A 13,569-nucleotide genomic window follows, 5' to 3' on the forward strand; every position below is an offset into this window, starting at 1 on the left:
GGGAACTTTGACGCAGGGGATGGTTTGATGGGGTTAGGGTTGTCCCTTCGTAATCTGGTCACTTGTGAGTTCTAAAATAGTTTGAAATTCAAAATTCATGTTTAACCGATTTAGAATAGTCATTAATTCCTGATTTTCAGGGGGAATTTGAGCAATCAAATCTGCAATTTTCTCATCACTTCCTTGAGCCGCCGCATAATAGAGTTCTCCTTGCCATTGTGGGGACATAGTAGTGAGGAGAAAACTTAAACTTTCTTCTGAATTCGTAGGGAAATTAGAACTTGATTGTTCTGACTGAGTTTCATTTTCTTGATAGGTATATTGTACACCTAAATGCTGGCTAATTTTTTCCAGTAAATTGTCAACTTCTAGGGGTTTAGTAACGAAATCATCACAACCACAGGCTAAAATTTGTTCTTGATCCTCCTGAAAGACACTGGCGGTTAAAATGATAATTTTAGTTTGTTGTCCTAGGGGTGTACCTTTAATTAATTTAGTGGCGGTTAACCCATCTAGGACGGGCATTCTGACATCCATTAAAATTAAGTCTGGTTGCCAAGTTTTCCAACAATCAATGGCTTCTTGACCATTTTCTGCATTCTCAATTTTAAACCCCAGACTTGATAATAATTCATTCAATAATAAACGACTATCTAAACGGTCATCGACGACTAAAATTTTATAGTCTGGCTGTCCGGGTGCAAGATAAATTGCTTTAGCTTTAGTTGTATTCACAGGCAATGGATAATACTCCAAAGAATGGGTCGGAATTTCAAAGCTAAATAAAGTTCCGATTCCTAACTGACTTCTGACGTGAATATCTCCGCCCATAAGTTGTATATATTTTCGACTAATGGCTAATCCTAATCCGGTTCCCTGATTAGAATTTCGTCCTGATTCAGTTTGTTTAAAGGGTTCAAAGAGCAGGTCAATTTCTTCGGGAGCAATTCCCGCCCCCGTGTCTTCGACTTCAAATAAAATAAACTCTAATTTCTGCTGATTCGCGGAATCAATAGCCAAATTTTCCCCATCTAAATCCTCTAAATTACAAGCTAAGGAAGATTCGGGTTGAACAATTTGATATTCCCGTTTTACCCTGACTCGAATTTCCCCTTGAGTGGTAAATTTAATGGCATTGCTTAACAAATTTAATAAAACCTGTCGTAATTTTCCTTCATCAGTTTCTAAATAACGGGGTAGGTCGGGTGCGTACTCAAATTTTAATTCTAAGCCTTGGGATTCTGCCCGCATTTGCATCATTTTTCTTAACCCCTCTAGGAGACTAATTAAATCAAACTGATGTTGGTTGAGGGTAGTTCTTCCGGCTTCAATTTTAGACATTTCCAAAACGTCATTAATCAAGGTTAATAAATGTTCCCCTGCTTGATTGATAATCCCCACATATTTATGATGTTTGGAAGACAATAAAGGATCTTCATTCATTAATTGAGTAAACCCTAAAATTGCATTCAAGGGTGTTCTTAACTCATGACTCATACTCGCTAAAAATTCTGATTTAGCTTGATTGGCTGTATCAGCTGCTACGACTGCTTTTTGTAGCTGAATCGATTGTTTTTGTGTGGTTTCTAATAATTCAGTTTGTTGTAAAGCGACGCCCAACTGATTACTAATTTGGATGGCAATATTAATTTCTACTTCCTTCCACTGACGAGGACTAGAGTTTTGGTAAGTGGCGAGTAAACCCCATAATTGATTGTTAGAAAAAATCGGAGTAATAATATAGGCTCTAGCCTGAAAACTCTCTAATAAGTTGATATAACATTGATTAAATCCAGCGTTATAAATATCAGTAACCGCACGATAGTTAGCTCCCTGACTATATAGACCTCCTTGGGTATCTTTCAAATAAGTATCTTGGAGCACAGAGGAATTGCTAGAAGAATTATTTTCAAATAGTTTAACGGTACACCGTTCATTTTCTGTGGTATTTTCCTGTAATGAGGGATTAGTATTTTGTTCTTCAAATAAAGACATCCAACCCGGACTAACGGATTCGGCGATGAATTCTCCACTCCAGTCCGGGCGGAACTGGTACACCACAACCCGTTCACAATTAAGCACTCGTCTTAATTCTAAAGCAGTGGTGGAAAAAATTGTTTTTATGTCTAAGGTTTGGCGGATTCTTTGAATTGCTTTTGCTAGGGCTTGTTCCCGTTTTAAACTTTCTTCTAAAGCAATTTGGGTATTTTTGCTGTCGGTGATATCTTCAGAAATACACAACATATGGGTGATTTTTTGATGGTTAATAATCGGGATTTTTTGTGTTTTTAATATTAGGTCTTGATCGGCTAGATTATGAATCATAAATTCCGGGATTTCTACGGCTTTTTTGTGATTTAAAATTTCTAAAATATGGGATCGAAAATAATCCGCTTGCTTCTGAGGTAGAAGACTATAAATATTTTTGCCTAAAATTTCATCTCTTTTGACTCCAAATATGGTTTCACTGGATTTATTCCAGAGTTCAAATCTAAAATCATTTTCAATATTTTTTACATAGATGGCTAAGGGAATATTTTCAATAATTGTATTTAAAAATTGTTGAGATTCGGCAAGTTTTTGATCCAGTTTTTTCCGTTCGGTAATATTATTAAAAGTGCAAACAATTCGTTCTAATTTACCTGCACTATTGAACTGAGGATCAATATTCAATAATAACCAAGCCCTGAGTTGAGAGGACTGGCTTTGAGTCAGTCCCAAAATTAAATTGTGGATGGGTTTCCCTTGGGAAATTGCTTGATGAATGGGCTGCATTTTCTGGGTTAAGGGATTCCCTTCTTCATCGAGAAATTTCCAAGATAGGGAAAATATATTTTTTCCCTCTAATTCCGGTTCGGTTTGTACTAATAAATCTTGAGAGACTTGGTTACTCAAAATAATTGTTCCTTGGGGAGATAAAAGTAATACACCAACGGGCATTTCTCGAATTAGAGAACGGAAGCGTTTTTCACTTTCTTGCAGAGCATTTTGATAGACTAATTGACTGGTATACCGTTGATCAAAAACCGATATTACTAAGGTTCCAATCAGCAGAATTAAGGTAACAATTCCAATTTGTACCGCTAACCCGGAATTAGCATTGGTTTCCATTAAGTTGACGGGAACAGAAGACTGTTCGACCATGGACATCGCCCACATTCCCGTGTAGTGCATTCCACTAATCCCAATGCCCATTACCCCGGCACTGCAAACCTTCCAGGGATTAAACGCCGATGAGGGGGCGTTTCGCAGGTAAAATGCCAAACCCAAGGCTACCATGGAGGCAATAATTGCGATCGCCACCGACAGCAAAACTCGCCCTAAATTGTATTCCATCATCGCCCCAGCAACGGTCATTCCGGCCATGCCTAGATAGTGCATGGAGGCGATCGCTAATCCCATGACCACACCGCCGGAAAACACCCCCAAACTGAGTTTCGGCCGACTGAATAGTAATAAAGCTAGTCCCGAGGCGATAATAGCTACCCCCCAGGAGACCAGGGTAATCACCAGGTTGTAGGTCACGGGCAGGGGGAGTTTTAGGGCTAACATCCCGATAAAGTGCATTGACCAAATGCCTGTTCCCATGGCAACAGCACCGCCTAACGTCCACAGTAGGCGACTTTGGGGGGGTGATTCGGGGGTGACTCGTGTGGCGAGATCTAAAGCGGTATAGGAGGCAATCACCGCGATTAAGAAGGAGAAAGCAACTAAAAAGGGTTGATAATGGTTGTGAATAACCGTCATAGTGATTAATAATTTCATATTTTAGAAGTTGAACTAATGATTGATAACCCGGCTTGATTATCGATAATAAAACCTGAATTTAAAGGGTTTTCTTTGATTTTATATAGAATTTTTTCCATAGCACATGAGGGGGAAATCATCAGATTGTTGACTTTATTATATCGACATCGCCCCAACTCCTAAAGTAAACATTTTGTTGAAATTCAGAGGAAGGTTTAGAGAATAGTGAATAAAAAAGTAGGTTTTTGAATCCTATCTATCAAGATTTAGTATTGATTTAGTATAATTTAATACCAAAATTCAGAGTTAAATGCTTGAATTTTTCTCTAACAAATTCCTAAAACCCAATATTCATAGATGTTTCATAAAAATCAATTTTTGTCAATACCCTAAAGTTAACCTCTTGTAACTTTCTTCTGCTTGAATTTTGCAAAAATGGTTAAGTCTATGCAAGGATATTGACATGGGAGTTATAGCAGTACCAAGGCAATTAGGACATTACAAGTCTTTCTCACCCTTTGGGGTGTTGCCTGCTAGATGGAACCAGTAAGCCATTGCTTCAAGAACACAACACCTGACTGAATGACCATTGATCAACTCATTGATATTCTCAAAGTCAGTTTACCCGAGGGTCTGACATCCCTCCAAGAAATGATTTTACGTTCTTCTTGGGATGGTAAAACCTATGCGTTAATGGCTTCGGAAACTAACTATGTCAAAGAATACCTAAGTCGGGCGGCGTCGGAACTTTGGTCAACCCTAAGTGATTTCTGGGAGGAACCCATTGGCAAAAATAATTTACGCCTGGTGTTCGAGTCCCGTCCGTTAACTAAAGCCCAACGACAACTCCTCGAACAGTTTCAATGTCAAACCTTGATCTCTGTTTTAGAGTTCCCTGGTGCGCCCGTGGGCTTAGACTCCAAATTATATATTGAACGTCCTCCGATTGAAACCCTTGCCTATGAAGAAATCACCAAACCTGGCAGTATTATTCGGATTAAAGCCCCTTGGAAAATGGGCAAAACTTCTTTACTTTTAAGAATTATTAATCAAGCTGAATCCCATCATTATAGCACCGTTAATATTGATTTTCAACAGGCAGAAAAAACTATTTTTTCGAGTGTAGATAAATTTTTTCGTTGGTTTAGTCGAAATATTAGTTGGAAGTTGAAAATTCCTCCCAATCTTGGTGACTATTGGGATGAAGATATGGGTAGTAAGGTCAGTTGTACTATTTATTTTGAGGCTTATCTCTTACAACAAATTGAGACAAATTTAGTTTTAGGATTAAATGAAGTTAATCGTCTCTTTGAATATCCTGATATTGCCGAAGAATTTTTTTCACTTCTCCGGTCTTGGTATGAGCAAGCCAAAAGTAATAATACCTGGAAAAAGTTACGTTTAGTTTTAACCTATTCAACGGAAATTTATATTCCCTTAAATATTAATCAATCCCCTTTTAATGTGGGATTACCCTTAAAATTACCTGCTTTTGATGCTGAACAGGTTTTATCCTTAGCCCTGCGTCATGGGTTGGACTGGACTCCCACCCAAACCAAGCAACTCATGGCAATGGTTGGTGGTCATCCTTTTTTAGTTAGACTGGGATTATACTATTTATGTCGAGGGGAATTAACCCTAAAACAACTGTTACAAGAAGCGGTAACAGAAACGGGAATTTATAGTAGCCACCTGCGACGAATTTTAGCGGTTTTACAGGCAGACCCGCAACTTGAAAAAGCATTTAAACAAGTGATTTATGCCGATCAACCGATTAAATTAGCTTCTGTGGTAACGTACAAATTAGATAGTATGGGAATTGTCACCCTGAAAGGAGATTCTGTTGCCCATAGTTGTGAACTTTATCGAGTATATTTTAGGAATCAATTACTTGATTAACAGGGAAGATTATCCCTGATTTATCAAAGTACGATCACTTGATTTTAATTATATAAACAGGAGGAACCATGAATAGCGCGGTAAACAGTACAAACATTAATTTGCAACTTGTAGAATCCTTACTTCAAGCGATCCATTCCCTCTCACCCGCCGAGCAGATTTTATTGCGATCGCGCCTTCTAGCTGATCCATTAACCACTAAACCAGAAAATTATACCGTTAGACAATCCGTGATCGACATACTTAACCAATCTCCCACGCCACAACTTTTCCCAACCCCAGAAGAAGTTGATTGTTATCTACAACAGGAGCGATCTACATGGGACAACTAGAGATTCCAATTGCTAGTATCGTGTATGTGGATACAGCCATATTGATCTATAGTATTGAGAGATTCCCTGATTATTTTCCACTATTAGAACCCATGTGGAAACAGCTACAAAAATCAGAGATTAGAGTGATCACCAGTGAATTGACTTTAATGGAAACCCTGGTAATGCCAATGCGAAATCAGCATAAAGATTTAATTGAGCGATATGAAGCATTGCTTCTATCTTCTGAAATCTCTCTAATTCCCGTCAGTCAAACGATTCTCAAGCAAGCTGCAAATATTCGCTCTACTACAAATATTAGAACTCCTGATGCAATTCATGCAGCGACAGCCCTAAATCTAGGTTGTACAATCTTTCTAACTAATGATTCCGGTTTACGGAATCTTCCTAGTTTGCCAGTTGTTATCCTCAAAGATTTAATCACATAATGAGGAACAATAAAGGGATTCTATCGACTCTTAGGTTATAAGAGTTAAATTCAGAACTTGAAAAAATAAGGATGTTTGAGTGTATGTTAACTTCTAAATTATCCCGTTCAGGACTGTCAGTTTTCCTAGCCTTGGGCTTAACAACAGCCGTGGCTACACCTCTGCTACAAGCTATTCCCGCCACCGCCCAAGCCTTTCCCAATACCTTACAACGGGATAGAATTTTAGCAGGAACCCAAATTCCGGTGGAATACTCCCAAGCTGAAAAAATCGTGGTTATGCCGAATGAAACCGTTTCCCTAACGATCACGGTAGCACAGGATGTTGTTACCAGCCAGGGACGGGTTTGGATTCCGGCGGGTGCTGAAATTGTTGGACAATTACAACCTGCTTCTGGGGGGTCTCAATTTGTGGCGAGTGAAGTCATTATTAGTGCCGGAAAACGGTTTCGCCTGGATGCAAATTCTCAAGTTGTAACCCACACCGAAACCGTCCGCAAAGGAGCCTCGGCGAAATCTGTTATTGGTGGGGCAGCCATTGGAGCCGCAGCCGCAGCAGCTATTGGTGCGGTGGCTGGGGATAATGCGATCGCCACGGAAGAAGTTTTAGTCGGTGCGGGACTCGGCGCCATTACTGGAGTCTTTGTGGGACGGAGTAAAGTGGATGTGGTGGTGATTAATCCGAGTCAAGACCTCAGTTTAACCGTACAATCGGATATTATCTTCCGTTAAATCGTAGTGAGGCGTTCACGCCTCCTTCTTTCCAGATAGCCTGATAAACCGTAGTGAGCCCTTTAGGGTTCCTTCTTCCAAGATAGCCCTAAAGGGCTTACTACTTATCAAGATAGCCCTGAAGGGCTTACTACTTATGAGGATGTCCACGGTTAAAAAATACGCGATCGCATTCTGCCTAACTTTGGGGTTAACGGCATTAGTCAGTTGTTGGAGTCCTAAAGTCACCCAAACGGCTGAGTCTTCCCTACAACAAGCTCAGACCCTGGCCAAAGGCATCTCCCAACAACTCATCAGCCAAACCCAAAATCCCCGTTTTGCTCAACCCATTGATTGTCAATTGGGTCAGGATTGCTTTATTTTGTTATATCCCGATCGCGATCCAACTCCCAATGCCGTTGATTTTGGCTGTGGACGGCAAACCTACGATGGGCATAAGGGCACGGATTTCGCCATACCCGATGAGCAAGCCATGGCCAGAGGGGTTCCGGTCTTAGCCTCCCAGGGGGGGACGGTGTTGCGTGTACGGGACGGGATAGCAGATCGACGAATTCAAACGGAAGCGGATAAAAAGACCGTGGAAGGCACGGAATGTGGCAATGGTGTGGTGATTGACCATAGTTCTATTCCCAATGGGGCGGGGTGGGAAACTCAATATTGTCATTTACGCCGGGGCAGTGTCCAGGTCAAACCCGGGGATAAGGTCGAAAAAGGGACGGTTTTAGGGGCGGTGGGAGCTTCGGGTTTGGCATCCTTTCCCCATGTTCATCTCACCATTAATTATCAGGGGCAAGTAGTTGATCCCTTTGTGGGGCCAGCAGCAACGGCCGGATGTAATGTGACCCGTAACCCGATTTGGGAACAGTCTTTTGCCTATATTCCCACGGGATTAATTCGGGCTGGATTTTCTGCTCAACCTCCAACTATGGATGAATTATGGCAGGGGAAATTTAATCAAACTACCTTGCCCCAAGACAGTCCAGCGTTGTTATTTTGGGTACAGGTTTATGGGGTATTGACTGGGGATAAAATGGTTTTTAATCTCTATGATCCCCAGGGACAAAAAGTTTTAAATAATGAGAATTTTGTGAATGATTCCAGTAAAGCTTGGATTGGTTATGTTGGGAAAAAAAATAATTCTCAACAACCTTTAACTGCTGGAACTTGGAAAGCAGAATATCAATTAATTCGAGGCGATCGCACTTTAGTTAAAACTCAAAATCAACTGGAAATTCAATAGGGAATAGGGAATTACGAATTACGAATTACGAATTACAAATTGGGAATAGGGAATAGGGATATAATTTTAGTTACCAGTTAATTTCTAAACTGATAACTCGTAGAGACTTGCCATGGCGCTTCTCTACACTGATGACTAATGACTAATTACCAATCAGGACGATCAACCGTATTCTCATCTTCCCAATCATCTAAATAACGCTTTAATAACGGTTTAATATCTGCTTCGATGGGTTGTTCTTCTTCCTCAAATTCCGTAGAATTAAAATTCAGGGGTTCAATAATTTTAGCAAAGGCATCCTGAACAAATTGCTTGACAAATTCATCCCGACGGGTTAACTGAAATTGTCGTTGTACTACTTCTGTCATCCCTCCATCTCCCCAGTCTTGATCTTGGCGGAAATATTCAATAAAACTTTTACCTGCAATTCGGGTTAAATAGGCCGCACTCACCGCTTGAATTGCCCGCCCTACCACTAAGGTTGCTAAATTTAATTGTAGGGCGGTTGAGACTAACTGAATTACCCCTTTAACTACTCCTAAACTTCCCAAGGTTTTCGCTAAGGATAGGGCTAATTCTCGACCGCGATCAGCATTTAATTCACATCCATAGATTTTACCAATTTCTATCACCATTTGGGTATTAACGGCTGCTGTAGCAATTAAATCAATTACGGGTAAAGGTGTTACTGCAATTACCCCCGCACCTATCCATTGAAATCGCTCAACAATTTTTTCAGCTTCCCGTTTTCTTTGACTATCAATTAAGAGTCTGGCTTCTTCTCCTAAGCGTTGGGATTGTAATAAAATATTATCAGCAATTAATTCTTCTCCTTCGGATCTTAAAATTAGGGCGATGCGTCGAATTAAGGGCATAATATCCGATTCCGGTTGAATTATTTCTCCCGTTTCTAATTTAATTAATTGCGGATTTGCGGCAATAGAAATCACATCATTGGCATCTAAAAATAGTTTGACTCTATCTTTAAGTTTAGCTAAAATAATATTTTGATCTGCTACTGTGTACAAATCTTTTTTATTTAAAATAATAAGTGATCGCTTGCCAATTTCAACCAAAACTTGTAAAGATTGATATTCCGATTGTCTTAAATCATTATCTAAAACAAATAATAATAAATTAGCATCCATCGCCACCGAACGCGCTAATTTTCCCCGCTCAGACCCGGCTATTCCCGCTTCTAAAATTCCCGGGGTATCGGTAATTAAAATTTCTCGTTCAATTCCATCTAATTTTAAGTGATAGGTTTCGCCAACTTCGGTAGTTCCCATGGGTGCATTTACTTTCCCCACCATCCGACCCATTAAAGCATTAACTAAAGAGGTTTTTCCCGCCGAACCCGTACCAAATACAACCACTTGAATATTGCCTTTTGCTAATTCTGAAGCCATATCTTGGGAGCGACTTAATAACGCTTTTTTAGCAATTTCATCTTGAATTTGGGTCACCTGTTCTTGTACAGATTTGATCGATGCTTCCGCCGCTTCTATCTTGTCTAAAGGTATTTTTAAAGGTCGCCGTTTTTTGCGAGATTTCCCTGATTTTTGGAAGAATCGAGTATAATAAAAAAAGGCAAAGATCGCTAATCCCAACAAGATAATTAATAACAAAAGTAGCAAATTTGCTAAAATTGGATTAGCTGACCAAATAACTTGGGTATAAAGAGCCGATAGGGAACTAACCAGCCAAATCATTAACCCTAGAATTAAGCAAATTCCAAAAATTAAAAGTAAATAACGAGAGATGGGCATAATGCGATCGCTCCAACCTTAAATCAGCCAATTTTGTTGATCTATTTCTATAGTAACTAACCCAGGAGATAAATTCATCCCTCCTAAGTCCGTCTACCTTCTCAAACTCTCATATTAACCTACAGTTTGCAAGTTGATTTAGACGGGGAAGATGACCTTCCAGTGCTTCCAAAGAAAAAGTCATTTCATCGTAGCTTTTACATTTTTACTTCTAGGTAAAATAAACAATTTTATGGGTTTACTATCGCATAAATTCTGCGGTTTAGAGTTATTAAAACTACAAATGATTATACCTCTAGTGAAGGATTTCTTTTTAAGGCAATAGATAATTGTCTTAATCGTTCGCTAACTTCTAAATTCGATTCTTGTGACTTCAAGTTATCAGGAATTTCAGCAAATAGAAGTGAATTTTCTTGCCTCCATTCATTGATAGCAACCCCATTCCAAGTTCCTTTTTTATCTCTAAAACTATCAATTAAACCTTTTAATTCTTGAATACAGTAAGACTCAAAGCCTGCTGCATCAAAAATTGCATAGCGTAAATATTCCTCAAGCGCATTAATATCGTGTTGTACCTCAAAAACTACCGCTTCAGCTTCTTCTCTTTCTTGTGGAAATTCTAGCTCATTAGAAACATCTACTACGATTTGCTTTAATAGATCAGAAATTTGTGGTGCTACTTCTTTAACTCCTAATACTTGTTGCCGAAGTTCAGGATTAAATAGCAAATCAGAACCATGTTTTGCATATTTTTTAAGGACTTTAAATGCAATTTCCTCACCCGTATAGTAGTTATCAATAATTTCAATATCTACTCCTAAAGTTTTGATAATTTTATGGCGAATATCACTCTTAAGAGGGCAACGAATCAGTGCCTCTGCAACAGGACGAGCAAAGCGTAAAAATAATACACTTAAGCTATTCTCTAGTTTTTCTAAAAAATACTCCTCTGAATTTTGAATGAGTCTGGATTTTACTTGATTACTTCCCCATAATAGATGGGTCATGTATTCAACTAATTCTAAGGCTTCATCTTTAAGTTCTACAGCAAGTTGATGAGCAATTGAAGAAAGAAGTTTGGTAATATCACTATACAAATCCTCACGCCAAGCAAAATTAGCTTTCATTTGAGCAAAGACTGGAAAAGCATTAGCCAAAAAAATCGTATCTTTCTTTTTAAATGTTTCCTCTCGAAGTTTTTTCATTTCGACATCAACGATTTGTAAATATCGCTCTCTAAATTTTTCTATTTGAGCCAATGATTTAGATTCTGAACTTTCTAAAGATTCATTAGCAATAGAATCTTGATAGTATTTTTGTAAATCAGCTTTAATAGTTTGCCATTTTTGATCCCACCACTCTGTAAATAAGACTAGCTGATTATTTTCTTCAAAAAGCTTTGCTTCTTCAGGATTTTCAGGATAATTTTTACTAACTATCCGATAAATTTCTTCAGAACTACTCATGATTTTATTGATAGAAGCTTCGCATCTTTTCGTTAAAATATCAACCCGTTTTGTGTTAATATAGTTAAATATTTTATCTTTAATGACTGGAATACCAGTTGCTTTTGTCCGAAGAGTTTCTTCATCAGTAATTCCAGTTAATTTCTGCAACTTAGCTTTAATATCACTAGCATCCCCAATCTCTAACTTAGTCTGTTCTCCTGCTAAATTATTCAAGCTTAGGTAAGCTCCGGCTGAACCTGAGACAATACGCTCAGGAGGAAGTTTTGCGCGTCTTAACCAATCTTGGGATGCTTCTTCAATATGTGTTTTTAGAGCTTCTGGAGTTGCCAATGAATCAATCCGACTTAAAAAAACAAAAAGCTTATCAGCAACAGTAACATTTTTATCGCCAAGTTCCGTAAATTTTATTATTTCCTGTTCTTTCTCTTTGAGATTAGGATCACGTTGTACCAATATCACAGCATCACAGTCAGACAGCATTGCTTGTGCTTCATCAACGTGCTTTGCTAAACCGGAATCTAAACCAGGAACATCATAAAAAACAATCCCTTCAGCCTGAGCCAGTTTGTTAGTATAAAGTCTAGCTTCTAAAACTGCGTGAGCATATTTTTCATCTGCTACATACTTCTTAAGTGGCTCTCTAATATCTTCCAATCTCGTGAATGGAAAAACACGCTTAGGTTCGCTTCTGACCTGTTGCAAAGTTATCTCGTTTACTTTTATAGTTTTTAGGTCTTCTTTCGCTCCTATTTTTTCAAGTTCCTTGAGTAAATTGATAAACTCTTCTTCGGTTCTTGCTTGAACTTCTAAACTTTGTTCAGACTCATTTTTAACTGAATAAAGTTGAGTCGTTGTAAAGGTACATCTACCTGCTTTTGCGGGAAGTAAATCACATTCTAACCAAGCATTAATAAAGGTGCTTTTTCCAGCTTTTTCTAGTCCCACAACAGCAATACGAAACTCACGTTTTTTGAGTCTTTCAAGTTGGCGACGAGTTGGTTCTGCTTCTTGTAAAAGTATGTCTTTTAATCGAGTCGGAACTTGTGCTTGGGGTAAATTAGCTAAATTTACCGCGTGTCGTTGCACGTTTAGAGCGTCGGTAAGACGTGCTTCATAGTAAGAAGATGCTGTTTTCCAATCCATTTTTTTACTCCTTAAATATGGTTAAACTGTTCTAATCCAGATAGATTTTTTAGACAAAAATACCGTTGAATAATCCGTTGTCCATCAGAGGGTAGGTCTCTTTTGAGGATGTAAGGAACTTCTTTTCCTATTATATTTTGCCCATTACTAATGTGAATTCGGATATAAACTTCTTGATCGCTATCATCGGTAATTTCTTTTCTTATTATTTCTAAATCCTCCTCTATTAATGGAACCTCTTCACGTCTTATACATAAAAAATGTGAGGAATAATCTATGAGCATTTTAACATCAGAGCAGCTTAGGCGGTTATCTTCCAAAGCATTTGGATGCTTATTTTTTAAATCAATAAATACAGAGGCTTGAACAACAAGACATAAAGCAGCAGTAATTGGTGGAAGCTCTTGTGAAGACGGAGAACTAGGTGGCAACTTTGTTGTATTACCTGTTGACTTTTGTTTACGTTTATTTATGTATTGGCTACAGACAAGGAATCCAACAAGTGAGCAGGCTATAATCACAATCCAAGCGATTTTTCCGAAGTCAGGATTCATACCATTACGGAGTATTTCTTGGAACCAATTATAGTCATGAGGGTGAGGAAGTGGGAATGGTACAACCATCGGTTTGTTTATTAAATCCTTAACCACCTTTTCATCATCATCTAAAGAAGCATTGTCTTTTATATCAAGATCATTACATATTTCCGATGCCTCTGATTCTCTTGCCTCAAGTAAGATAAGCTGTTAATTATCTAAATTTTCGAGACGATCCAAGCCAGTAAGGGGTTTCAGCCTCTAAAATATACAGT

General features: G+C 38.6%; 9 protein-coding genes. 5 read left to right on the plus strand and 4 right to left on the minus strand.

Annotated features, from left to right (window positions below; genetic code table 11):
- Positions 1-33: 33 nt before the first annotated feature.
- Positions 34-3,747 carry an MHYT domain-containing protein gene (locus PL11201_RS15200; RefSeq protein WP_234996712.1) on the minus strand — a complete coding sequence of 1,238 codons (3,714 nt, stop codon included), beginning with the start codon at positions 3,745-3,747 and terminating at the stop codon, positions 34-36.
- A gap of 582 nt (positions 3,748-4,329) precedes the next feature.
- Here PL11201_RS15200 and PL11201_RS15205 point away from each other — a divergent pair.
- From PL11201_RS15205 to PL11201_RS15225, 5 genes are all read left to right on the plus strand, one after another.
- A complete protein-coding gene (locus PL11201_RS15205) occupies positions 4,330-5,646 on the plus strand; it encodes an AAA-like domain-containing protein (protein WP_079679783.1) in 1,317 nt (438 codons plus the stop codon).
- Between the two features lie 68 nt (positions 5,647-5,714).
- Positions 5,715-5,978, plus strand: a complete 264-nt coding sequence (locus PL11201_RS15210) for a hypothetical protein (protein ID WP_079679784.1) — start codon at positions 5,715-5,717, stop codon at positions 5,976-5,978.
- Positions 5,966-6,406 (plus strand): type II toxin-antitoxin system VapC family toxin, encoded by a 441-nt coding sequence (locus PL11201_RS15215; protein ID WP_079679785.1) that lies wholly within the window; start codon positions 5,966-5,968, stop codon positions 6,404-6,406. The genes PL11201_RS15210 and PL11201_RS15215 overlap by 13 nt, the downstream gene beginning before the upstream one ends.
- A gap of 83 nt (positions 6,407-6,489) precedes the next feature.
- Positions 6,490-7,137: a hypothetical protein gene (locus PL11201_RS15220; protein ID WP_079679786.1), complete on the plus strand. Its 648-nt coding sequence runs from the start codon at positions 6,490-6,492 to the stop codon at positions 7,135-7,137.
- 142 nt (positions 7,138-7,279) lie between these two features.
- Positions 7,280-8,377 carry a M23 family metallopeptidase gene (locus PL11201_RS15225; RefSeq protein ID WP_079679787.1) on the plus strand — a complete coding sequence of 366 codons (1,098 nt, stop codon included), beginning with the start codon at positions 7,280-7,282 and terminating at the stop codon, positions 8,375-8,377.
- A gap of 146 nt (positions 8,378-8,523) precedes the next feature.
- On the opposite strand, the gene PL11201_RS15230 is transcribed toward PL11201_RS15225, so the two are convergent.
- From PL11201_RS15230 to PL11201_RS15240, 3 genes are all read right to left on the minus strand, one after another.
- Positions 8,524-10,146, minus strand: a complete 1,623-nt coding sequence (locus tag PL11201_RS15230) for a YcjF family protein (protein WP_079679788.1) — start codon at positions 10,144-10,146, stop codon at positions 8,524-8,526.
- Positions 10,147-10,433: 287 nt separating this feature from the next.
- On the minus strand, positions 10,434-12,758 hold the full coding sequence (locus PL11201_RS15235) for a dynamin family protein (RefSeq protein ID WP_079679789.1): 2,325 nt from the start codon (positions 12,756-12,758) through the stop codon (positions 10,434-10,436).
- 11 nt (positions 12,759-12,769) lie between these two features.
- Positions 12,770-13,408 (minus strand): hypothetical protein, encoded by a 639-nt coding sequence (locus tag PL11201_RS15240; RefSeq protein WP_079679790.1) that lies wholly within the window; start codon positions 13,406-13,408, stop codon positions 12,770-12,772.
- Positions 13,409-13,569 lie beyond the last annotated feature (161 nt).

This window comes from Planktothrix sp. PCC 11201, from assembly GCF_900009135.1.
In the GTDB taxonomy this organism is placed as follows: domain Bacteria; phylum Cyanobacteriota; class Cyanobacteriia; order Cyanobacteriales; family Microcoleaceae; genus Planktothrix.

Excerpts from the sequence above, each read along its gene's own strand:
- PL11201_RS15200 (WP_234996712.1), bottom strand. The coding sequence starts at position 3,747 with ATGACGGTTATTCACAACCATTATCAACCCTTTTTAGTTGCTTTCTCC.
- PL11201_RS15205 (WP_079679783.1), top strand. The coding sequence starts at position 4,330 with ATGACCATTGATCAACTCATTGATATTCTCAAAGTCAGTTTACCCGAG.
- PL11201_RS15210 (WP_079679784.1), top strand. The coding sequence starts at position 5,715 with ATGAATAGCGCGGTAAACAGTACAAACATTAATTTGCAACTTGTAGAA.
- PL11201_RS15215 (WP_079679785.1), top strand. The coding sequence starts at position 5,966 with ATGGGACAACTAGAGATTCCAATTGCTAGTATCGTGTATGTGGATACA.
- PL11201_RS15220 (WP_079679786.1), top strand. The coding sequence starts at position 6,490 with ATGTTAACTTCTAAATTATCCCGTTCAGGACTGTCAGTTTTCCTAGCC.
- PL11201_RS15225 (WP_079679787.1), top strand. The coding sequence starts at position 7,280 with ATGTCCACGGTTAAAAAATACGCGATCGCATTCTGCCTAACTTTGGGG.
- PL11201_RS15230 (WP_079679788.1), bottom strand. The coding sequence starts at position 10,146 with ATGCCCATCTCTCGTTATTTACTTTTAATTTTTGGAATTTGCTTAATT.
- PL11201_RS15235 (WP_079679789.1), bottom strand. The coding sequence starts at position 12,758 with ATGGATTGGAAAACAGCATCTTCTTACTATGAAGCACGTCTTACCGAC.